This is a genomic window from Micromonospora sp. ALFpr18c, assembly GCF_008868155.1.
Lineage (GTDB): Bacteria > Actinomycetota > Actinomycetes > Mycobacteriales > Micromonosporaceae > Micromonospora.
Map to the genome: position 1 here is coordinate 23,210 of NZ_WBKR01000023.1, position 22,247 is coordinate 45,456.

Sequence of the window (22,247 nt, forward strand, 5' to 3'; positions counted from 1 at the left end):
CGTGACGAGACGTGCGGCCGAGATCCGCCTGGATGCCCTGCTGCGCACCGCCTGCGACGTGATCGTGGAGCGTGGTCTGGCCAACACCCGGACGGCCGACGTGGCACAGGCCGCCGGTGTCAGTCAGGCCCTGGTCTTCTACCACTTCGCCACCAAGGAGCGGCTACTCGCGCAGGCGTTCGCGTACGCCGTCGAGCAGGACCTGGCCCGACTGGACGCGGTTACCCGGTCCCCGGCCCCGCCGCTGACCAAGCTCCGCCGGATCCTCAAGCTCTACACCCCGGCCGGCCGGGCCACCTCCTGGTCGATGTGGATCGACGGCTGGTCCGAGTCGTTGCGTACGCCCGAGTTGGAGAAGGTCTCCCGCCGGCTCGACCTGCGGTGGCGGCAGGACCTGGCCGCGGTGATCTCCGCCGGGGTGGCCGAGGGCACCTTCCAGTGCGCCGACCCGGACGGGGCGGCGTGGCGGATCAGCGCGGTGATGGACGGGCTGGCCGTGCAGCTCGCCGTGCACGACCGGGTGATCTCCCGCCGGCAGTTCGGCGAGTGGGTCCGGCTGGTCACCGCCCGGGAGTTGGGCCTCGACCCGGCCGAGCTGGACTGAGCCGGGGCGGGCGGCACCCACCGTCGCGCGCAAAACGGCTCCGCCCCACCCGCCGGCCGGAACAATCGACGGTATGGACCTGCTGGAGGCGTACCGCCGGAGCCTGGCCGAATTCGTCGACCGGGTGGACCAGGTCTCGCCCGGCCAGTGGGCCGACCCGACACCATGCCCGGACTGGGACGTCCGCGCGCTGATCAACCACGTGGTCGGTGAGGACCGATGGAGCGTCCCGCTGCTCGCCGGCCGGACCATCGACGAGGTCGGCGGCCGGTTCGACGGCGACCTGCTCGGCACCGACCCCGCGACGACGGCGCGGGAGGCCGCCGCGCAGGCCGAGATCGCCGCCACCCATCCCGGCACGATCGACCGCACCGTGCACCTCTCCGCCGGCGAGACCCCCGCCGCCGAGTATTTCCAGCAGCTCCTCGCCGAACACCTGGTGCACGGCTGGGACGTCGCGGTGGCGATCGGGGCCGACCCGCGGATGGACCCGGAGGCGGTACGCGCGTGCGCCCGGTGGTTCGCCACCCGCGTCGACGACTACCGCGTCGACAACCTGGTCCGGACCGGGATGCGGGTGCCCGACGACGCCGACGAGCAGGATCACCTGCTGGCCGCGTTCGGCCGTGACCCCGACTGGGCGCCGGGCGACTGATCGCGGCGCGTTATCAGCGCCGGGCCTGGACGTTGGCCCGCGTACGGTCGCCGCCATAGTGGGCCAGCACCCGGTGGTCCATCAGACGCCGCCACAGCGGCGGGACCAGCGCGACCACCACCATGGTGGCGCAACCCGCCGGCAACTGCGGTGACGTGTCGAAACTGCGCAACGTCTGGTAGCGGCACAACGGGTTGGCGTAGTGGTCGCTGTGCCGCTGGAGCTGAGGCCGCCTTTTGTAAAGTCGAGCTATCTCGATCTTTTGCCGCATCAGGGGCTCCGGGCCTTGCCGCGACCCCGGTCGGCTGATATCCACAGATGCGCATGCGTCACCGCGCTGCGTCGGCCGGCGACCGCCGGCCATCCCGCTCCCACCAGGAGGTCCCGTGCCACAACCGGAGTGGTCACCCCCGATGAGCCGGCGTCGACGCCGGCTCATCGCCATCCTGGCGACGACGGCGACCGCCGCCGCGCTGCTTCCCACCGGCGTGAGCACCGCGGCCCCCAGCGCACAACCGGCGTCCGCCGAACGCCGGTCCGGACCGTTCGCCGAGGGGCACCAGCCCGCCGACGTCGACAACCGCAGAGGTACGGCGGCACCCGACGCCCGCCAGCGCGGCCTGGCCCGCGCCGCCGACCCCGACGTGCGGTGGAACCGGTTGGGCACCCCGCACGCGCTCGGCCCCGGCCGCACGCCGCTCGCCACCGGGCTGCCCACCGACCCGGAGGCCGCCGCCCGCGCCTACCTCACCGCCAACCGTGACCTGTTCGCCATGGACGCCGCCACCGTCGCCGCCATGGAACGGGTGCTGGTGCGCCCCATCGGCAGCGGCGCCGTGGTCACCCTCCGGCAACGCTTCGGCGACCTGCCGGCCGGACCGGACGGCCTCGTCACCGTCGCGGTCGCCGGCGGCACGGTGCTCTCGGTCAGCTCCTCGCTGGCCCGCGACACCGGCGCACCCGCGCCGGCCACCCGCAGCGCCGAGCAGGCGTACGCCGCCGCGCTTGCCGACGCCGGGCTGGACGCCGGCGCGGTGAGCAGCCACACCGTGCGGACCGTGGCGGTGCCCACCCCGCTGGACGGCCCCCGCGCCGCGTACGAGGTGACCCTCATCAGCGCGGACAGCGACCACCCGGCCGCGTACACCAGCTACGTGGACGGCATCACCGGCCAGGTGCTGGTCCGCGAGGACCTCGTGGACTTCGACTCCGACAATCCGAGCTGGGCGGTCTTCCCGGCCACCCCGCCCCGCGACCTCGGCCCGGGGCAGGACCCCCGGGTGCGCTGGTGCGGCGACCCCGCGCCCGGCTGCCAGGCAGCCTTCCGCGACCCGGCCACCGGCCAACCGTGGGACGTCGACGCGGCCACCGGCACGCCCACCTTCACCTCGCGCGGCAACTCGGCCAACACGGTGCTCTCCTGGGGCGCCGGCACCGGCACGCCGACCTACACCAGCCCGGAACGCCGCTACGAGTACCCGTTCGCCGACCAGTGGCACCAGGCGAAGTGCAACCCGGAGGTGTTCACCTCCGCGCAGCGCAACGACGCGGACGCCTCGATCGCCAACCTCTTCGCCATGCACAACCGGATGCACGACTGGTCGTACCAGCTGGGCTTCACCGAGTCGGCGTGGAACCTCCAGGCGGTCAACCTCACCCCGGCCGGGCTGGGCGGCGACGCCGAGCAGGGCCGAGCCCAGCAGGGCGCGCTGACCGGCAACCGGAACAACGCCAACCAGGGCACCGGGCGCGACGGGCTGCCGCCGACCACGAACATGTACCTGTGGCAGCCGCAGGCCGGTGGGCCGTACCCGCCGTGCGTGGACGGCGACTACGACATGACGGTGATCGGCCACGAGTACACGCACGCCATCACCAACCGGATGATCGCCGGCCCGGACAGCGGGATCGGCGGCCACCAGGGCGGGGCGATGGGTGAATCGTGGGGCGACCTGCTGGCCGCCGAGTACCTGTACCAGAACGGGCTACGCGCGCCCGGTGAGACGCCCTTCGTCACCGGCGGCTACGTCACCGGCAACCTGGTCAGCGGCATCCGCAACTACGACCTCAGCCGCAGCCCGCTGAACTACTCCGACATCGGCTACAACACCGCCGGCCCCGCCGTGCACGCCGACGGGGAGATCTGGGGCGCCACCAACTTCCGGGTCCGCTCGGCGCTGGTCAAGCGGTACGGTCTCGGCACCCCGCAGCGGCAGCTCGACTGCGCGCAGGGGAAGGTCGCGGCGGACCAGTGCCCCGGCAACCGGCGCTGGTCGCAGCTGGTCTTCGACTCGTTCCTGCTCCAGGCGGCCAGCCAGGTCAGCATGCTCGACATGCGGGACAACATGCTCACCGCCGACCTGCTGCGCTTCGGCGGCGCGAACCAGGACCTGATCTGGGCCGAGTTCGCCCGCTCCGGCATGGGCCGTGACGCCGCCACCTTCGGTGCCGGCGACACCGACCCGACGCCGAGCTTCGCCTCGCCGCGCGGCGGCAACGCGACGCTCACCCTGCGCCCGCGCGGCGACAGCGTGGACGCGCCGATCCGGGTGTACGTCGGGGCGTACGAGGCTCGGGCGACGCCGATCGCGGACACCGACCCGGCGACGCCGATCCCGGACACGCTGGAGCTGGTGGCCGGCACGTACGACCTCCTCGCGGTGGCGCCCGGCTTCGGGCACCAGCGGCTCAGCGTGGTCGCCGAGGCCGGCCGGAGCGGATACGTGGACCTGCGGATGAGCCGCAACCTCGCGTCCACGACGTCCGGGGCGACGATCACCGGCGACGGGGTCAACCTGGACCGGATCGCCGACGACACCGAGGCCACGAACTGGGCCTCGCTGGACGGGGTGGCCGGCCGGCAGGTCACCGTGGCGCTGCCGGGAGACGCGCCGCAGACGGTGAAGCGGCTCAACGTCAGCGCGATGCTGCGTCCCGCGATCACCGGGGACGCCGACACCGGCAGTCAGAACGCGCTCAGCGCGCTGCGCTCGTTCGCGGTGTCGGCCTGCAACGCGACGACCACCGACTGCGCGGATCCGTCGCGCTGGCAGCGGATCTACACCAGCGCGACCGACGCGTTCCCCGGCGGGGCGTACCGGGCGTACAGCCGCGACATCAACCTGCGGTCGTTCGCGGTACCCACCACCGTCGCCACCCACCTGCGGCTGGAGGTGCTCGCCAGCCAGTGCACCGACGGCCCGCAGTACGCGGGTGAGCAGGACGCCGACCCGGCCACGACGACGGACTGCGCGACCGCCAGCACGGCCCGGAACCAGGTCAGGATCGCCGAGTTCCAGGCGTTCTCCCGGTGACACCGTGGGGCCGGCGGACCCCCGCCGGTCCCACGGCCCCCGATGTCGGCGGCGTGCCGGCCGCCAGCTCGGCGACGGGCGGGCCGCCGGTCACCGTCGCGCCGGCCGCCAGCGGCCGGGCGGCGCCGGCCTCTCCCAGCGCCGGTCCACCGGCGGGTCCTCGGCCTCGTTCGTCGCGGCCCGGGTCAGGTGGCGCAGCCGCAGCAGCAACCCCACCCCGAGCGAGAGCAGCAGCCCGCCGAGCAGGAATGCGGCCTGCACCACGCCGAACCCGCCGGTCTGCGCGACCGGACGCCCGTCCGCCGGCGGCGCGGCGTCGACCGGCTGGTCGGCCACCGGCTCCTCGGACGGTGTGTCCTCGGCCTCGGCCGGCTCACTCGCCGGGTCGCTGGGCGGTGCCGGCGTCGCGCTCGGTTGCGCCGCGCCGGTCGGTGTGGCACCCGCACCCACCACCGAGCGGGTGGCGGTCTGTCGGGCCAGCAGACGCAGGTTCGCGTCGTACGCCTCGGCGGCGAGGGTGACCCGCCCCTGGGTGACGTCCTCGTCGAACGCCACCCGGTAGCGGGCCGTGACGGTACGGCCCGGGCAGAGGGTGCCCGGGTCGAGCTGCCGGTCGGTCAGCCGGGCCACATCGCCCTCGGTCCGGACCTCGAGGGGGAAGTCGCCGGACTCCTCCACCCGGTCCATCTTCACCTGGTCGAGGCGGATGCCCTGCACGCTGAGCACCATCGACCAGCGCACCTTCGCGCATCCGCCGCGCCGATCCGTCTGCGACACCACCGCCGAGATCGTCCGCACCTGACCGCCGGCGGTGAACCGGGCCGGCAGGCCACTCATCTCGGTGGCGAAGGCCGCCTGTGCCGGTGCGGCCAGGATCGGCACCACCCCGGTCAGGCCGGCCAGCACCACCCCGACCCGCAGCGCATTCCGCCACACCGTCGCCACCGCCGCCTCCGTTCGGTCGTCCCCACCTCGCAACGCTAGGAGCGGCGCACCGCCGCGACCAGACGGGTGTGTTCGCACCGGGCGGCAAGCGGGGGCCGGGTTTTCACCGACGGTGGTGAACCGGTCACCGGTCCCCCGCGACACGCCGGGCGGCCGGTCGCTGGAACAATCGGGCAGGTGTCCGAGCTCTCCAGCACGTTCGTCCGGCTGCACGCCCGACTGGCCCCGGTCCCGTTCGTTCCCGAGGTGCGCCTGCACCAGGCGGACGAGCCGATCGGGCTCTGGGAGCTGACCGAGGGCGAGTTCTCCTCCGATCGGCCGCCGCCGTTCTGGGCGTTCGCCTGGGCCGGCGGTCAGGCCCTCGCCCGTTACGTGACCGACCACCCGCAGGTGGTCGCCGGGCGCCGGGTGCTCGACCTCGCCTCCGGCTCCGGCCTGGTGGCCATCGCCGCCGCCCGGGCCGGCGCGGCGTCCGTGCGGGCCGTCGAGGTGGACGAGCTGGCGGTCGCGGCGGTCGCGCTCAACGCCCAGGCCAACGGGGTACGCGTCGACGCCCAGTTCGGCGACATCCTCGACGGCGACGCCGGGGACGCCGAGGTGGTGCTCGCCGGAGACGTGTTCTACAGCGACGCGATGGCCCGTCGGGTGCTGCGGTTCCTGCTGCGCGCCGCCCGGGCCGGGGCGCCGGCGCTGGTCGGTGACCCCGGCCGGGCGTTCCTGCCCCGGGACCGCTTCGACGAGCTGGCCAACTACGACGTGCCGGTGCCGGAGGCGCTGGAGAGCGTCCGGGTGAAGCGCACCACCGTCTGGCAGTTGCGCACCGAGCTGCCCGGAGCCGCCCGCTAGCGTGTCGCCGTGCTGTTCTCCAGCTGGGAGTCCGCGGTCGAGGCACCCTGGCCGGACGTCGCCGAGGTGACCGACCACGTGGGCGTACGTCACCTGCTCGTCACCCGGCACGCGCTGGTCCGGCAGGTCCTCGCCGACCCGGTCGGCTACCGGCCGGACAACGCGCTCGACGCGGTGACCCCGATGCCGGTGACGGCGCTGCGGATGCTGGCCGGGCACCGGTTCCGGCTGCCGCCGACCCTGGCGAACAACTCCGGCGCCAGCCACCCGTCGATCCGGGCGATCGTCGCGGACGCGCTGCACCCCACCCGGGTCGCCGCGCAACGCCCCTGGCTCACGGCGCTGGTCCGGGACCGGGTCGCCCGACTGGGCGCCACGCTCGACGCCGGTCGGCCCGTCGACCTGTACGCGGACCTCGCCGCCGACCTGCCGTTGCTGGTCCTGGCCCGCCTCGTCGAGCTGCCGGACGCGCCGGTCGGCGCCGTGAAGGAGTTCGCGCGGGCCGCGCTGGAGCTGTTCTGGGCGCCGCTGGACGGCGACCGGCAGGTGGCGCTGGCCACCGAGGTGGGCCGGTTCCACCGCGTGCTGCGCGACTTCGCGGCCACCGGCGGCGGGTTGGCCGCCGACCTGCGTACGGCCGGGCACCCGCCGGACGTGGTGGTCGGCGCGCTCTTCTTCCTGCTGGTCGCCGGGCAGGAGACCACCTCGCAGTTCCTCACCCTGCTGCTGCACCGGTTGGCCGGCGAGCCTGCGGTGCGGGCCGGGCTGCGCACCGGCGAGATCGCCGTCGGCGACGTGGTGGAGGAGGGGCTGCGGCTGGAACCGCCGATCGTCACGTGGCGGCGGGTCGCCGCGGCGGACACCACGCTGGGCGGGACGGCCGTGCCGGCGGGCACCAGCATCGTGCTGTGGCTGGCCCGCGCCGGACGGGATCCGGCGGTCGTCGAGTCGCCCGACGAGTTCCGACCGGGCCAGCGCGGATCGCGCCGGCACCTGGCGTTCGGGGCGGGCGCGCACCGCTGCGTCGGTGACGTGCTGGCCCGGATGGAGGCGGCCGTGGTGGTGGCCGAGGCCGTGCACCTGCTGGACGGCGTACGGGTGGTCCGCCCGCCCTGGTGCCCGGACAATCTCACCTTCCGGATGCCGGACGCCTTCGTCATCCGGCGCTCCGGTGGCACCGAGCTGACCGGATCCTGACATCCGCTCGGTATGTTTCCGGGCGTGTCAGCCATCCCTGCCCGTCGGATCCGTGTCGTCGCAACGCTTCTGGCGCTCCTGGCGCTGAGTGCCTGCACAGCCGGCCCCGCCTTGCACGCCCGACGGATCACCGTCGCCGCGCCGAGCCCGTCCAGCCCGGTCCCCGTCCCCTCGGCGTCGCCGTCCCCGACGGCGACGCCCGCACCGGGGAGTCTGGCCTGGTACGTGTCCCAGGTGCCGACCTTCCCGCTGGTGCCGCCACCGCAACCGGTGCCGCTGCCGACGACCGGTCCGGTCCCGTTCTGGCACCGCCTGCCGACCGAGCAGAAGGTCGCCTTCATCACCATCGACGACGGCGGGCTGGCCCGACCACCCGCGGTGATCGACTTCATCCGGGAGGCACACATCCCGGTCACGTTGTTCCTCAACTCACCGGCGGCCGCGGAGCACACCGACTACTTCCGGCAGATCGAGGCGGCCGGCGGGGTCGTGGAGAACCACACCATCACGCACACCTCGCTGTCCGGCCGGTCGTACGCCTACCAGAAGCAGGAGATCTGCGGGGCGGCGGACCGGTTGGAAACCCTGTTCGGCAAGCGCCCCACGTTGTTCCGTCCGCCGTTCGGCAACCGCGACGCCAGCACCCTGAGCGCCGCGCACGACTGCGGCATGAAGGCGGTCTTCCACTGGTCGGAGACCGTCCACGAGGGCAAGGTGCGCTACCAGACCCCGGAGAAGGTCGTCCGCCCCGGCGACGTGCTGCTCATGCACTTCCGGCCGGCACTCATGGACGACCTGCTGGCGGCGCTGAAGGCGATCCACCGGGCCGGGCTCACGCCGGCACTGCTGGAGGACTACGTGCGGTGACCGGTCCGCCCACGCCGGCGAACCCGGCCACGAGCGGTCCGAAATCCTCACGGCGGCCAGGCTACCCACGCCCGACCTGCGCGGACACCGACGAAAGTCAGGTGTTCAGCCGCTCTCCTCGGCCCACGTCCGCCAGTCGTCGAGCACTCCGTGCAGGTCCGGAGTGAGCCACCCCGGCGCCGAGCGCCGGAACACACCCGGATCCATCGCACCGGCGCCGTCCGGCACCGCGCCGAGCAGGTTCGGCACCAGATCGGTGAGGTTCGTCCAGTGCACCAGCTCCGGCGTGGCCGGCCACGCGCCGATCACCACACCTGCCGGCACCGCCCGACGGTCCAGCGCCTCCAGGGTCAACGCGGTGTGGTTGAGCGTGCCCAGGCCGGCGCGGGCGACCACCACCGCGGGCGCGCCGAGCGACACCGCCAGGTCGGCCATCGTCCACGGCTCCCCCGACGGACGCAGCCCCATCGGCACCAACAGCCCACCGGCACCCTCGACCAGCACCAGGTCATGCTTGTCGGTCTCGTCGCGGACCGCGTCCACCGCCGTGTACAACTCCAACGGCGGCAGGTCGGCCACCCGGGCGGCGGCCAACGGCGCCAGCGGATCCGGGTAGCTCGCCAACGTACGACCGGTCAACGGCGCGGCCAGCCGGTTCACCGCGTCCACGTCACCCGGCTCACCACCGGCCGTACCGGTCTGACCCGGTTTGACCACCGCCACCCGCAGCCCGGCGGCCTGGGCGGCGGCCGCGATCGCCGCCGTCACCACGGTCTTGCCAACCTCGGTGTCGGTCCCGGTGACCAGCACCACACCCTGCCACGCGCTCACGGTGCCACCTCTGTTCGCGACTGCGGGGCTCGCAAACCCGGCTCACTCCTCGCGCTCACGTGACCACCTCGGTTTCCCTCGCCGGCACGGGCGCACACTCCACGATGACGTCCACGGCCCGCTCGAAGTCCGCCCGGGGGACCCCGGCACTGACGGTGAGTCGCAGTCGGGAACGGCTGTCCGGGGTGGACGGCGGCCGGAAACAGCCCACCGCGACGCCCCGGTCCCGGCAGGCGGCGGCCCAGGCGGTCGCCGCCTGCGGCCCGGGAGCGGTCACCGAGATCACCGCCGCGTCCGGCGCGGACACGACCAACCCGGCCGCGCGCAGCCGGCCGACCGCCAACGCCACCCGCTCGGCCAGGTCGGCGCGCAGGTCGTCACCGGCCCGGGTCAGCCGCAGCGCGGCATGCACCCCGGCGGCGACCGCCGGTGGCAGCGCAGTGTCGAAGATGAACGTCCGGCCGGTCTCGACCAGGTGCCGGACGAACTCGGCCGGGCCGGCGACCACTCCCCCCGCGCCGCCCAGCGCCTTCGACAGGGTGGCGGTGACCACCACGTCCGGTTCGCCGGCCAGCCCGGCCGCGGCGACCGCGCCGGCGCCGGCCGGACCGGTCACGCCGAGCGCGTGCGCGTCGTCGACCAGCAGCAGCGCGCCGTGGCGGCGAGCCACCGCGTGCAGCCGGGCCAACGGAGCGAGGTCACCGTCGACCGAGAAGACCGACTCGGTCACCACCACCGCCGGACGGCCCGGGGCCGCCGCCAGCGCGGCCGCGACCGCCGTCACGTCGGCGTGCGCGGTGACCACGGTCTCCGCGCCGGAGATCCGAGCGCCGTCGATCAGGGACGCGTGGTTGTGCGCGTCGGAGACGAGCAGCGTACGGGGCTGGACGAGGGCCCGCAGCGCGCCCAGGTTGGCCAGGTACCCGGAGGAGAAGACGAGCGATGAGTCGGTGCCCAGCCAGCGCGCCAGCTCGTCCTCCAATGCCTGGTGCGCGTCGGTCGAGCCGCGCACCAGCCGCGACCCGGTGGCCCCCAGCCCGTACGCCGACAGTGCCGCCGCGGCGGCGGCGATGACCTCCGGGTGGGTGGCCAGGCCGAGGTAGTCGTTGCCGGCCAGGTCGGTCATACCGTCGCCGGCGGGACGCGGGTGCAGCCGCCGGGTCAGCCCGGCCTTCGCCCGCAGCTCCGCACGGCGGTCGAGCGCCGCCAGCCAGTCCGCCACCGTCACCCCTTCGCCGCCGTCCGCGCCGGTCACGCCGACACCCGCCGGGCGAAATTACCACCCGCCACCATCGGCCCGACGAATCCCACTCGGTGCGAGGGGCCGACGACCTGCCAGGTCATTCCGGCTGATCGGGGGGCCTTGTAGGGTACGAGCCATGCCAGAGATCCTCGACCAGGCCCGGACCCAGGTCCTGGGTGACGGTGTCGGCCTCGACCAGGCCGGCATCCTCGCTGTGCTCAACCTGCCCGACGAGCACCTGCCCGCCGCCCTGCAACTCGCCCACGACGTGCGGATGCGGTGGTGCGGCCCGGAGGTCGAGGTCGAGGGGATCGTGTCGCTGAAGACCGGCGGCTGCCCGGAGGACTGCCACTTCTGCTCCCAGTCCGGCCTGTTCACCTCGCCGGTGCGCTCGGTCTGGCTGGACATCCCGTCGCTGGTCGAGGCGGCGAAGCAGACCGCGAAGACCGGGGCGACCGAGTTCTGCATCGTGGCCGCGGTGCGCGGCCCGGACGCGCGGCTGATGAAGCAGATGCGCGAGGGCGTCGCCGCCATCAGGGCCGAGGTCGACATCCAGGTCGCCGCGTCGCTGGGCATGCTCTCCCAGGAGCAGGTCGACGACCTGGTCGACATGGGCGTACACCGCTACAACCACAACCTGGAGACCTGCCGGTCGTACTTCCCCAACGTGGTCACCACGCACTCCTGGGAGGAGCGCTGGGAGACGCTGCGGATGGTCCGCGACTCCGGCATGGAGGTGTGCTGCGGCGGCATCCTCGGCCTCGGTGAGACCGTCGAGCAGCGGGCCGAGTTCGCCGCGCAGCTCGCCGAACTGAACCCGCACGAGGTGCCGCTCAACTTCCTCAACCCCCGGCCGGGCACCCCGCTCGGTGACCGCCCGGTGGTCGAGGGCAAGGACGCGCTGCGGGCCATCGCCGCGTTCCGGCTGGCCATGCCGCGGACCATCCTGCGGTACGCGGGTGGTCGGGAGATCACCCTCGGTGACCTGGGCACCCGCGACGGTCTGCTCGGTGGCATCAACGCGGTGATCGTCGGCAACTACCTGACCACGCTGGGTCGGCCGGCGACCGCCGACCTCGACCTGCTCGACGAATTGAAGATGCCGGTCAAGGCGCTCTCTGCCACGCTGTGACCACCATGACGACGACCGAGCTGTGGTGCGACCGGTGCGGCGAGCCGGCGACGGCGGGCACCGCCCATCCGGGTTGCGTGTCCGCCCGCCAGTTGGAGCCGCCCCGGTTCTGCCAGCGGTGCCGCCGCCGGATGAAGGTGCAGGTGCTGCCGGTCGGCTGGTCGGCGGTCTGCGTGGAGCACGGCGAGATCCGGGGCTGAGCCGATGCTGCGAGGGCGGGCGGTGACACTGCGGCCGGCGACGGTCGCCGACGTGCCGGCCCTCGCGGCGATCCGGGCCGACCCGGAGGTACGCCGGTGGTGGCGCGGCGGCACCGACCTCGCCGACTCCGTCCGCGCCGACCTGGACGACGACGACCTGACGTTGTACGCCATCGAGCACGACGGCCGGGTGATCGGCGCGATCCAGTGGTACGCCGAGTCCGACCCGGACTACCGCCACGCGAGCTTGGACATCTTCCTCGATCCGGCGGCGCGCGGTGCCGGGCTCGGCGTGGACGCCATCCGTACGCTGGCCCGGCACCTGATCGACGAGTACGGCCACCACCGTTTCACCATCGATCCGGCGGCGGCGAACAGCGCCGCCATCCGGGCGTACGCCAAGGTGGGTTTCCGTCCGGTGGGGGTGCTGCGCCGCTACGAGCGCGGCGAGGACGGCCGCTGGCACGACGGCCTGTTGATGGACCTGCTCGCCGACGACCTGACCGACTGACGAGATCTTGGACGGTTTCCGTTCGGCGCGAACGCTAACTGTCCAAGATCTGGTGGCGGGAACGCCGGACGGTGACGAGACTCCCGGGAATGTTGCCCGCCGACGACGCCGACGAACTCGACTGGCTCGCCTCCGAGCAGTCGGGTGTCCTGACGACCGCGCAGGTGTCCCGTCTGCTCAGCGAAGGCACGGTGTGGGGTCGGATCCGCTCCGGACGGTGGCGATCGATCTGTCGAGGAATCGTGTTGACCGGCACCGGTTGCCCGCTCCGGACCTGAGGGAGCATCGGGTCGACGCGGCGGGTCGGAACCGCTGGCGGGACGCGTACTCGCGCCAGTGACGGGTGCAGGTGGAGATCGACGGCGCGCACAAGATGGACGCCCGGCAGTGGGCGGACGACATGCGCCGGCAGAACGACGTCTGGGCCGGCGGCGACCGGATTCTGCGCTTTCCCGTCTGGCTGGTCCGCGCCCGCCCCGGCGAAGTCGCCGAGACGGTCCGCTGCGCTCTCATAGCCGCAGGCTGGACCTCGACCGCACCCCGTCGACGCCCGGCCCAAAAATGAATCTTGGACAGTTTCCGTCCGCGCGGAACGGAAACTGTCCAAGATCTCGAACGCGGGTGCGGGTCAGGCCACCGTGCAGGCGGCGTTGTTGACGGTGAAGGCCGTCGGCTTCGGGTTGCTGCCGCTGTGGTTGCCGTTGAAGCCGAAGCTCACCGACGCCCCCGGCGCGATCGTGCCGTTGTAGGACAGGCTGGTGGCGGTGACCGCCGCGCCGGTCTGGCTGACAGTCGCCGACCAGCCCTGGCTGACGGTCTGCCCGCCGGGGAAGCTGAATCGCAGCGTCCACCCGTTGATCGCGCTGGTGCCGGTGTTGGTGATCGTCACCGTGGCGGTGAAGCCGGTGCTCCAGTCGTTCGTGGCGTACCCCACCGAGCAGGTGCCGCCGACCGGCGGGGGCGCGGTGGTCACCGCGACCGGCGCGGACGCCGCGGAGGTGTTGCCGGCCGCGTCCACGGCCACCACGTAGAACTGGTACGCCGCCGAGGCGGTCAAGCCGGTCACCGCCTGGGTGGTGCCGGTCGGCGAGGCCACCAGCACGTCGGTCGCACCGGCCTCGCGGTAGACCCGGTAACCGGTGACGCCGACGTTGTCGGTCGACGGGGTCCAGGCCAGGGTGAGCCCGGTGGCGGTGACGGCCGAGGCGACCGGGGTGCCGGGGGTGCTCGGCGGGGTGGTGTCGGCGGTGCCGGCCGGTGGCGTGGTCACGGTGAGCTTCGGCGAGGCCGCCGACTCGTTGCCCGCGCCGTCGCGCGCCACGATGGTGTACTCGAACGTCCGCTTCGGCAGCAGCGTGGTGATGGTGATCGAGTTCTCGGTGACCCGCCGGGTCGCCACCACGTCGTTACCGACCATGAACTCGCGGACGTCGTAGCCGGCGAGGCCGCTGCCGCCGCTGTCCGTCGACGGCGCCCAGGTCAGGGTGACCGTGCGGGGGCCGAGGTTGGACGCCACCGGGGTACCGGGGACGGTCGGCTTGGTGGTGTCCGGTACGACCGGGCCCGGCTCCTCGCCCCAGACACGGGTGCTGCCGGCGTAGAGCGGCACCTTGCGGTTGGGCCCGGCGGTGGCCTGGTACGACGGGTCGTTGGTCGGATCCCAGGTGCCGCCCTCCGGCACACCGATCTTGAACTGGACCTCCATCCGGTGCTGCGACTGGCCCGCCGGAGCGATGGTGTACCCGGTGCAGTCCACCTCGACGTACCAGATGTCACCGCTGAACTGCTTGGCGGTGGTCGGGGACGGGCAGCCCTGGGTGTAGCCGGCGGTGACCTGCACCGCGCCGGTGCCGTCGGGCCGGAAGTAGTACCGGAACGTGCCGTTGGTCAGGGCGCGGGCCGGGAACGCCGACTTGTTGTAGACCATCACCTTGAGCCCGGTGGCTCGCGGCTCGGCCTGCGTCACCGTGGTCTCCACGGTCAGCTCGTCGATGTCCGGCGTCTCGGCGACCGGGAAGTTCGCCAGCGGGGTGCCGCCGTACTCGGAGGTCAGCCGGACCAGCGCGGACGTGAAGCCGGCGTTGTAGTCGGTGGCCACCTCGTTCATCACGTAGTCCGACCGGCTGTCGCTGTACGCGTCGTTGGCCGCGGACGGGCCGCCGACCAGCGCGCCGTAGAGGGTGTGCCGGGTCTCGACGGGCACGGTCTGGCTGTCCCACCAGGAGCCGTGCGCGGTGCGGTGGTGCGGGTTGCGCGGCGAGTTGGCGCCGAACCCGATGACGTAGCTGGAGTTGCGCGGGTTGTCGCCGAGCGCGTAGTTGATCTGCCGGACGGCGAAGTCGTGGTAGCGCGCCTTGCGGGTCGTGTCGGTGGTCTTGTCGCTGTAGACCAGGGCGGCGAACGAGGTGTTGGCCGCGTAGCGCAACGCGCCCCACGAGTCGAGCACCGCCATCCCGCCCGGCGAGTACGGCACCCGCTGCCCGTTAACTCCCACGGTCCAGTAGTCGAGCCACCGGTTGGCGTCGTCGACGTACTTCTGCTTGCCGGTCAGGTTGGCCAGCAGCACGTACGCGCCGAACTGCTTGTTGTCCCAGGCGATGGTCCACTTGTAGGAGCGGGTGGTGGACTGGTTCTCGGTGCCGAGCTTGTCGTACTCGCTCTCGGCCTTGGTCAGGTAGCTGGCCTCGCCGGTGGCCCGGTGCAGCCAGATCGCGGCCCAGACCAGCTCGTCCTGCCAGCCGCTCCACGAGCGGTAAAAGCTCGTCGCGTCGGTGATGCACTCGTGGTAGGACTTCCGCACGGTGTCGGCGAACGTGTAGAGCTGCCGGGCGTGGCCCAGCAGCTTGTCGGCGTAGGTCGCGTCGGTGGGCCGGAACACCATCGAGGAGGCGGCCATCGCGGCCGCCGTCTCCCCCGCCAGGTCCGCGCCGCCACAGCTCGCATCGATCTTGTACGCGGGCCGCGCCATCGGCATCACCTCGGCCGGACCCCACCACTTGTGGTCGTCGTCGCCCTTGCCGACCTGTCCGTAGAGGACGTTGGCCGACGGGTGCGCCTTGATGAAGTAGTCGTTGACGAAGCGCAGGTTGTTGAGCAGGTGCGGCAGTTGCCCGGAGGCGGTGTAGCCGCCGCGGTACTCCACCGCGCCCCAGGCGAGCATGGTGGCGCTGAACGCCATCGGGAAGCCGAACTTCACGTGGTCGCCGGCGTCGTACCAGCCGCCGGTGAGGTCCAGTCCCGCGTCGGCGCCGTCGGTGAGCGCGCTGTCGCCGCGCCAGGAGACCCGGTTCCAATCGGGCAGTCGACCGGACTGCTGCGCCTCGTAGAAGAGCAGCGACTGCTGCAACGCCTCGGCGTAGTTGAAGCTCGCCGGAGCGGCGGACGCGGTTGCGGCCAGCGGGGCGGCGACCGCGAGGGACAGCCCGGTGAGCAGGGCGATGCCGGCGGCCAGCAGTTGCCGCGGCCAGGGCTGGTCGACGACCGGCGACCGGCCGCCGTGGCCGGGAACCGGCCGGGTCAGATGGCGCATGGCGGGCTCCTGTTCCAGGCGCCGCCGGTGGTCGCACCGACGCGGGACGGCGTTGGGGCGGCGCGGCCACCGGCGACAGCGGGGTGGCGGTGTGACCAGGGGCAGCCGTGGAAGCGCTCCCATGGATAATCGACAATGTAATGGGCGCACCGTCACTTGGGAAGCCCGCCAATGCCGCCAGCGCCGCAACGCTGGCACGAGCGTACTCGCGGGTAACTCCATCGAGGACATCGCACCATCGATCGATCTCAATACAAAGGTGGCCGTCTTCGCAGTTCAGAGGCTCGCCGCTCAGACAGCCGTCGGGGCCGACGACGCCGACGGCGTTCAGCCAGACAAACGTACTGTTGCTGACCCACTACTGTCCGCGAGACAGTACGGATCACCAGCGGTGCCATCGACGCCGCCGCTCCCCGGTCGACCCTGAGGAGAACGCGATGGCACGACGACTCGCCGAGGGCACCGCCTGGTCCGACGTCCTCACCCGCGCGGTGACCGCCACGCCAGAGGCGTTCGGCGCCGCCGTGGACGGCGTCACCACCCTGCACAACCTGGTCGACGGAGAATGGCGGGCCGTCGGCCGTCCCACACCCGCCCGCACCCCGGTGGACAACACCGTCGTGATCAACCTGCCCCGGATCGACGCCGACACGGCCAGCGCCGCCGTCGCGCACGCCGCCGCCGCGCACCGGGACTGGGCGCAGACCCCGCTCGCCGAGCGCAAGGCCCGGGTCGCCGACGCCCTGGACGCCCTGGACGCCCACCGTGACCTGCTCGCGCTGCTGCTCGTCTGGGAGATCGGTAAGCCGTGGCGGCTGGCCTGCGCCGACGTGGACCGCGCGCTCGACGGCGTCCGCTGGTACGCCGGCGAGATCGACCGGATGCTCGCCGACGGCCGCGAGCCGCTGCCGGGCCCGGTCAGCAACATCGCGTCGTGGAACTACCCGATGAGCGTCCTCGTGCACGCCGAACTGGTCCAACTGCTGGCCGGCAACGCGGTCATCGCCAAGACCCCGTCTCAGGGTGGCGCCGTCTGCCTGACCGTCGCGCACGCGCTGATGCGCCGCGCCGGGCTGCCCGCCACCCTCGTTTCCGGCGGCGGCGAGGAACTGTCCGAAGTGCTGGTCCGGGCACCCGAGATCGGCGCGGTGGCGTTCGTCGGCGGACGCTCCAACGGCGGCAAGGTGGCCGCCGCGCTGCTCGACAGCGACAAGCGGCACTTCATCGAGCAGGAGGGCCTCAACGCCTGGGGCATCTGGAACTTCTCCCAGTGGGACCTACTCGCCACGCACCTGAAGAAAGGCTTCGAGTACGGCAAGCAGCGCTGCACCGCGTACCCCCGGTTCGTCGTGCAACGTGACCTGGTCGACGAGTTCCTCGACATGTACCTGCCCGTCGTGCGCAGCGTCCGCTTCGGCCACCCGCTCGCCGTCGACGACACCTGGACCGCCGGCGACCCGCTGCCCGAGCTGGACTTCGGGCCGCTGATCAGCGCCGCGAAGGCCGACGAGCTGCACCGCAAGGTCGACGAGGCGGCCCGTGGCGGCGCGGTGCCGCTGCACCGCGGCAAGCTGACCGGCGCCCCGTTCCTGCCCGGACAGGACACCTCGGCGTACGTGGCGCCGTCGGTGCTGCTCGCACCGCCCGGCCGGTCCCGGCTGATGCACGCCGAACCGTTCGGGCCGGTCGACACGATCGTCGTGGTGGACACCACCGACGAACTGCTGGCCGCCATGAACGCCTCCAACGGCGCGCTGGTCGCGTCCCTGGCCTGCGACGACGAGGAGGTGGCCGGCAAGCTCGCGGTGGACCTGCAGGCGTTCAAGGTGGGCATCAACAAGCCGCGCTCGCGGGGTGACCGCGACGAGGCGTTCGGCGGCCGGGGCGCCTCGTGGAAGGGCGCGTTCGTCGGCGGCGACCTGCTGGTGCAGGCCGTCACCGTCGGCGGCGACGACCGGCTCTACGGCAACTTCCCCGACTACAACAGCTACCCCGCCACCTGATCGACACCCCCGGTCCCCGCCACGGTGGCGGGGACCGGGGAACGGCGTACGGCCCTACCTACGCGCCGGACGACAGGGCGGTGTTCGTCCGACCGACCGGGACCGGGGAGGCGAGCGGGACGGTGAGAGTGAGCAGAGGCCCGTCGCGCTCCGTCAAGCTGGGCCGGTCGAGCCGGCGCAGCGTCCGCAGCATCGGGGTGTTCTCGGCCTGGACGTGCAGCACCAGCGCCGCGTACCCGGCGGCGTCGGCGTGCCGGGCCAGCCGGCGCAGCAACGCCGAGCCGAGCCCACGCCGCTGCCAGTCGTCGCGTACCAGCAGCGCCACCTCGGCCTCGTCGCCCTCGCCGAGCAGGTTCGCCATCGCCACCACCGACTCCGCGGCACCGTCGGGGCCGGTGGCCGTGGCGACCAGCGTCAACCCTCGGGGCGGCTCCAGCAGTCGCCGCAGCCGAGCCTGCTGCGGCAACGCCGCCCCGCCCAAGTAGCGCCGGTGCCGGCTGCGCGGAGAGCACGCCTCGTGCAGCTCCAGCACACCCGACAGGTCGTCCACGCACGCCGGCCGCACGGCCACCTCGGCACCGTCGGGCAGCACCAGGGTGACCTGCTCGGCGGCCCGGCGCGCCACGGTGGCGGCCAGCTCGACCAGGGCCTGCGCCCGGGCGTACTCCGCCGGGGTGAAGGCGGGCGCGGCCCGGCGCAGCGCGAACGAGCCGCCCGCCGGGTCGGCCAACAGCATGCTGGTGCCGGTGATGCCCCGGTCGAAGCCGGTCGACGCGGGCCGCCAGCTGACCGAGTCGGTGCCGAGCAGCGTCCGAAGCGCCTCGCCCGTCGCGTCCGGGTCACGGACCAGTCGGTTGGCCAGCCCGAGCACCCGGGTGGGCTGGTCGGCCAGGCCGCGCGCCTCGCTGCGCGCCACCCAGCAGTCCCGTCCACGCCCGCGCTCGACGGCGGCGATCAGCTCGGTCTCGTCGAGCGCGTCCGGCGCGTCGACCAGGAAATCGTCCACCGCGCCCTGCTCGGTGGGCTGCACCTGCACGGTGAGGATGTTGACCCCGCGCAGCGCGAGGCTCGCCGTGAGGACCGACAGGTAACCCGGCCGGTCGTCCACCGTTGCTCGGATCCGCCACAACGTCATGGTTGGCTCCCTTCCCCACCCAAGAGCCTCGCCCCCGGCTGTTGCCGGCCGGTTGCTCACCGGTGTCGGCCCGGGAACTCCTCGTGCAGGTCAGGGACCGGCGTTCACCGGGGGCGCGCCGACCAGGTCCAGTCGGTCACCGAGGATCACCGCGCTGGCCCGGACGAGCTGGCTGAGCCGGTCCACCTCGGTGCTGTGGAACCCGGCGGCGCAGAGCGTCTCGCTGTGCTCGCGGGCCACCACCAGCACCAGGCCGGCCCGACCGAACGGCACTATCGCGTGGTGGGTGCCGTCGGGGGTGGTCATCGACCGGCCGCGCAGCGGGGTCACCTCCGGCAACCGCGGCGGTACGGGAGCACGCCAGCTGGCGTGCCCGACGGTGGCGCCACCACCTCCGTTGCGGGACGCCCAGTCCACCGGGACCACCGCGGCGACGGCCCAGTCGGCCGCCAGCAGCCCGGGTACCGCGTCGACCAGGGTGGCCAGCCCGTCGGCCGGGTTCGCCGCGACCTGGGCCAGCAGCTCCGCGTCCTGACCGGTGGTGGTGGGCGCGCCGATCGCCCGCCACACGCCGTCGACCCGCACACCGGGGATCGCCGCGAGACCGGCCAGCAGCCGCTCGACCCGGGCCGCACCCGGCCAGACCACCGTGAAGTCGTCCACCGCGCGCCCGCCGAGCCGCTCCAGGACCACCACCTGCACGATGTCTGCGCCGGACACGCCCAGCGTGCGAGCCACCTGGCCGAGGGTGCCCGGACGGTCCGGCAGGGTGACCCGAACTCGCAGCAACATGTCTGTCCCTCCGCTCGGCGGGCCGGCGACGGCCGGCAGGCTGGTCCCAGCCTGGTCCTTGACCATTTCGTCCCTGTTGCAGAGGCATGTCCCGAGAGGAAAATCCGACCTTGACAACGTGAACAGGCTGCCATCAACTAGTCGGATGACCGATCCGGCCGCCGACGCGCTGCGGCCGGACCCGGTTACGGCCTCCCCCGCCGGCGTCGACCTCGATCGGCTCGCCGGCTATCTGACGCGGCACCGGCCCGGGCTGGCCGTGGGGCCACTGCGGGCCGAGCTGATCGCCGGCGGCAAGTCCAACCTCACCTACCTGCTGCGCCTCGGCGACCGGGAGGTCGTGCTGCGCCGGCCACCGTTGGGGCACGTGCTGGCGACCGCGCACGACATGGCCCGCGAGTTCCGGGTCATCTCGGCCCTGGCGCCGACCGAGGTGCCGGTCCCGGACGCGCTGCTGCTCTGCGCCGACCCGGAGGTGATCGGCGCCCCGTTCTACCTGATGGAACGGGCACCCGGGGAGGTGTTCCGCACCCGCGCGCAGACCGACCCGCTGGGCGACGAGCGTCGCCGCGCCCTCGCCCTGGCGATGATGGACACCCTCGCCGCCCTGCACACCGTCGACCCGGCGGCGGTCGGGCTGAGCGACTTCGGCCGCCCCGAGGGCTACCTCGCCCGGCAGGTACGCCGCTGGGCCGGGCAGCTCGACCGCTCCCGCAGCCGCCCGCTGCCCGGCATCGACGAGCTGCGCGACCTGCTCGCCGCGACCGCGCCGGAGGGGGCGAACGCCGGCCGGATCGTGCACGGCGACTACCGGCTCGACAACCTCCTCGCCTCGGCCGACCCGGTGGCCGTGCACGCGGTGCTCGACTGGGAGATGGCCACCCTCGGCGACCCCCTCGCCGATCTGGGGCTGCTCCTGACGTACTGGGACGTGCTGGGTGGCAGCGAGACGGCCGCCGGCAACCCGGTCGCCGACGGTCTCGGCCCGCGCGCCGGCTTCCCCACCGGCACCGAGCTGATCGACCGGTACGCCGGGCGCAGCGACGTCGACGTCGGGCCGCTGCACTGGCACGTGGCGCTCGGCTGTTTCAAGCTCGCGGTCATCTGCGAGGGCATCCACTACCGCCACACCCTGGGGCAGACCCTCGGTGCGGGCTTCGACCGGATCGGCGACATGGTGGCACCGCTGGTCGCGCACGGTCTGACCGCCGCCAGGGAGCGGTGATGGACTTCGCGTACGACACCCGGACCGAGGAGCTGCGCGACGAGCTGACCCGGTTCCTGACCGAGCACGTCTACCCGGCCGAGCCGGTGCACGCCGAGCAGGTCGCCGCCGGCGACCCGTGGTCGCGTACCCCGGTGCTGGCCGAGCTGAAGGCGGAGGCCCGCAAGCGCGGCCTGTGGAACCTCTTCCTGCCCGACCCGCGCTACGGCGCCGGCCTCACCAACCTGCAGTACGCCCCGCTCGCCGAGTTGACCGGGCGCAGCCCGCACCTGGCGCCGGAGGCCGTCAACTGCGCCGCACCGGACACCGGCAACATGGAGCTGCTGGCCGAGTTCGGGTCGGACGCGCAGCGGGAGCGCTGGCTCCTGCCGCTGCTGGAGGGCGAGATCCGCTCCGCGTTCTGCATGACCGAACCGGACGTGGCCTCCTCCGACGCCACCAACATCGCCACCAGCATCACCCGCGACGGCGACGAGTACGTCATCAACGGGCGCAAGTGGTGGTCGTCCGGCGCGATGGACCCGCGCTGCGAGATCTTCATCGTGATGGGTAAGACCGACCCGGCCGCCGACCGGCACCGCCAGCAGAGCATGGTGCTGGTCCCCCGCGACACCCCGGGGGTGAACGTCCGTCGGGGCATGACCGTCTTCGGCTACACCGACGGGTCGCACGGCGGGCACGCCGAGATCGACTTCACCGACGTGCGGGTGCCGGCGGAGAACCTGATCGGCGCCGAGGGCGGCGGGTTCGCCATCGCCCAGGCCCGGCTGGGTCCGGGCCGCATCCACCACTGCATGCGATTGATCGGAATGGCTGAGCGGGCATTGGAACTGCTCTGCAAGCGGGCGCTCGGCCGGATCGCGTTCGGCCGGCCGCTCGCCGAGCAGGGCGTGGTCCGGGAGTGGATCGCCGAGTCCCGGGTGCGCATCGAGCAGGCCCGGTTGCTGGTGCTCAAGACGGCGTGGCTGATGGACACCGTCGGCAACAAGGGCGCGCACACCGAGATCCAGGCCATCAAGATCGGCACGCCGGCGATGGCGGAGTGGGTGATCGACAAGGCCATCCAGGGGTACGGCGGCGCGGGCGTCAGCCAGGACACTCCACTCGCCGCCCTCTGGGCGCAGACCCGCACCCTGCGCCTCGCCGACGGCCCCGACGAGGTCCACCGCAACTCACTCGCCAAGCGAGAACTCCGCCGCTGGACCCCACCCCCGGCCC

The 22,247-nt window shown here is 73.2% G+C and carries 21 protein-coding genes; 14 read left to right on the plus strand and 7 right to left on the minus strand.

Annotated elements, in window-relative coordinates; translation table 11 throughout:
• The first annotated feature begins 1 nt into the window (after position 1).
• Both F8271_RS07205 and F8271_RS07210 read left to right on the plus strand, forming a co-directional pair.
• Entirely contained in the window at positions 2-604 is a 603-nt protein-coding gene (locus F8271_RS07205; RefSeq protein WP_151488864.1) for a TetR/AcrR family transcriptional regulator, read from the plus strand.
• Between the two features lie 73 nt (positions 605-677).
• On the plus strand, positions 678-1,259 hold the full coding sequence (locus F8271_RS07210) for a TIGR03086 family metal-binding protein (RefSeq protein ID WP_151488865.1): 582 nt from the start codon (positions 678-680) through the stop codon (positions 1,257-1,259).
• 13 nt (positions 1,260-1,272) lie between these two features.
• On the opposite strand, the gene F8271_RS07215 is transcribed toward F8271_RS07210, so the two are convergent.
• Positions 1,273-1,530, minus strand: a complete 258-nt coding sequence (locus tag F8271_RS07215) for a hypothetical protein (protein WP_370461878.1) — start codon at positions 1,528-1,530, stop codon at positions 1,273-1,275.
• Positions 1,531-1,645: 115 nt separating this feature from the next.
• Here F8271_RS07215 and F8271_RS07220 point away from each other — a divergent pair, with 115 nt between their 5' ends.
• A complete protein-coding gene (locus F8271_RS07220; protein ID WP_192580176.1) occupies positions 1,646-4,573 on the plus strand; it encodes a M36 family metallopeptidase in 2,928 nt (975 codons plus the stop codon).
• Positions 4,574-4,663: 90 nt separating this feature from the next.
• On the opposite strand, the gene F8271_RS07225 is transcribed toward F8271_RS07220, so the two are convergent.
• Positions 4,664-5,518, minus strand: a complete 855-nt coding sequence (locus F8271_RS07225) for a hypothetical protein (protein WP_151488866.1) — start codon at positions 5,516-5,518, stop codon at positions 4,664-4,666.
• 177 nt (positions 5,519-5,695) lie between these two features.
• Here F8271_RS07225 and F8271_RS07230 point away from each other — a divergent pair, with 177 nt between their 5' ends.
• The 3 genes from F8271_RS07230 to F8271_RS07240 are packed head-to-tail and all read left to right on the plus strand — an operon-like array spanning position 5,696 to position 8,428.
• On the plus strand, positions 5,696-6,364 hold the full coding sequence (locus F8271_RS07230; RefSeq protein WP_151488867.1) for a methyltransferase: 669 nt from the start codon (positions 5,696-5,698) through the stop codon (positions 6,362-6,364).
• Between the two features lie 9 nt (positions 6,365-6,373).
• Positions 6,374-7,561, plus strand: coding sequence for a cytochrome P450 (locus tag F8271_RS07235; protein WP_151488868.1), 1,188 nt, complete (start codon positions 6,374-6,376; stop codon positions 7,559-7,561).
• Positions 7,562-7,585: 24 nt separating this feature from the next.
• Entirely contained in the window at positions 7,586-8,428 is an 843-nt protein-coding gene (locus F8271_RS07240; protein WP_225854213.1) for a polysaccharide deacetylase family protein, read from the plus strand.
• Between the two features lie 105 nt (positions 8,429-8,533).
• Here the strand turns inward: F8271_RS07240 and bioD are convergent, their stop codons facing one another.
• A complete protein-coding gene (gene bioD / locus F8271_RS07245; protein ID WP_151488883.1) occupies positions 8,534-9,238 on the minus strand; it encodes a dethiobiotin synthase in 705 nt (234 codons plus the stop codon).
• Positions 9,239-9,314: 76 nt separating this feature from the next.
• A complete protein-coding gene (locus F8271_RS07250; RefSeq protein WP_151488884.1) occupies positions 9,315-10,481 on the minus strand; it encodes an 8-amino-7-oxononanoate synthase in 1,167 nt (388 codons plus the stop codon).
• Between the two features lie 157 nt (positions 10,482-10,638).
• Between F8271_RS07250 and bioB the strand changes: the two genes are divergently transcribed.
• The 5 genes from bioB (at position 10,639) to F8271_RS07275 (ending at position 12,910) form a co-directional block, all read left to right on the plus strand.
• Positions 10,639-11,634: a biotin synthase BioB gene (bioB, locus tag F8271_RS07255; RefSeq protein ID WP_151488870.1), complete on the plus strand. Its 996-nt coding sequence runs from the start codon at positions 10,639-10,641 to the stop codon at positions 11,632-11,634.
• Positions 11,595-11,834: a hypothetical protein gene (locus tag F8271_RS07260; protein WP_370461879.1), complete on the plus strand. Its 240-nt coding sequence runs from the start codon at positions 11,595-11,597 to the stop codon at positions 11,832-11,834. The genes bioB and F8271_RS07260 overlap by 40 nt, the downstream gene beginning before the upstream one ends.
• A gap of 4 nt (positions 11,835-11,838) precedes the next feature.
• Positions 11,839-12,345, plus strand: coding sequence for a GNAT family N-acetyltransferase (locus tag F8271_RS07265; RefSeq protein WP_151488872.1), 507 nt, complete (start codon positions 11,839-11,841; stop codon positions 12,343-12,345).
• Between the two features lie 89 nt (positions 12,346-12,434).
• Positions 12,435-12,623 (plus strand): hypothetical protein, encoded by a 189-nt coding sequence (locus F8271_RS07270; protein ID WP_151488873.1) that lies wholly within the window; start codon positions 12,435-12,437, stop codon positions 12,621-12,623.
• 71 nt (positions 12,624-12,694) lie between these two features.
• Complete coding sequence (locus tag F8271_RS07275; protein WP_151488874.1) at positions 12,695-12,910, plus strand: hypothetical protein; 216 nt, start codon at positions 12,695-12,697, stop codon at positions 12,908-12,910.
• A 63-nt stretch (positions 12,911-12,973) separates the two neighbouring features.
• Here the strand turns inward: F8271_RS07275 and F8271_RS07280 are convergent, their stop codons facing one another.
• Positions 12,974-15,874 (minus strand): glycoside hydrolase family 9 protein, encoded by a 2,901-nt coding sequence (locus F8271_RS07280; protein ID WP_192580178.1) that lies wholly within the window; start codon positions 15,872-15,874, stop codon positions 12,974-12,976.
• Positions 15,875-16,311: 437 nt separating this feature from the next.
• On the opposite strand from F8271_RS07280, the gene F8271_RS07285 reads away from it, so the two are divergent.
• Positions 16,312-17,877, plus strand: a complete 1,566-nt coding sequence (locus F8271_RS07285; protein WP_151488875.1) for an aldehyde dehydrogenase family protein — start codon at positions 16,312-16,314, stop codon at positions 17,875-17,877.
• A gap of 58 nt (positions 17,878-17,935) precedes the next feature.
• Here F8271_RS07285 and F8271_RS07290 read toward each other — a convergent pair whose 3' ends face one another.
• Both F8271_RS07290 and F8271_RS07295 read right to left on the minus strand, forming a co-directional pair.
• Positions 17,936-19,012 carry a GNAT family N-acetyltransferase gene (locus F8271_RS07290; RefSeq protein ID WP_151488876.1) on the minus strand — a complete coding sequence of 359 codons (1,077 nt, stop codon included), beginning with the start codon at positions 19,010-19,012 and terminating at the stop codon, positions 17,936-17,938.
• 90 nt (positions 19,013-19,102) lie between these two features.
• Positions 19,103-19,804, minus strand: coding sequence for an amino acid-binding protein (locus F8271_RS07295; RefSeq protein WP_151488877.1), 702 nt, complete (start codon positions 19,802-19,804; stop codon positions 19,103-19,105).
• 145 nt (positions 19,805-19,949) lie between these two features.
• Between F8271_RS07295 and F8271_RS07300 the strand changes: the two genes are divergently transcribed.
• Both F8271_RS07300 and F8271_RS07305 read left to right on the plus strand, forming a co-directional pair.
• Positions 19,950-21,029, plus strand: a complete 1,080-nt coding sequence (locus F8271_RS07300; RefSeq protein ID WP_151488878.1) for a phosphotransferase family protein — start codon at positions 19,950-19,952, stop codon at positions 21,027-21,029.
• Positions 21,029-22,247, plus strand: a 1,219-nt coding sequence (locus F8271_RS07305; protein ID WP_151488879.1) for an acyl-CoA dehydrogenase family protein, incomplete at its 3' end; no start/stop codon positions are given. The genes F8271_RS07300 and F8271_RS07305, both read left to right, overlap by 1 nt.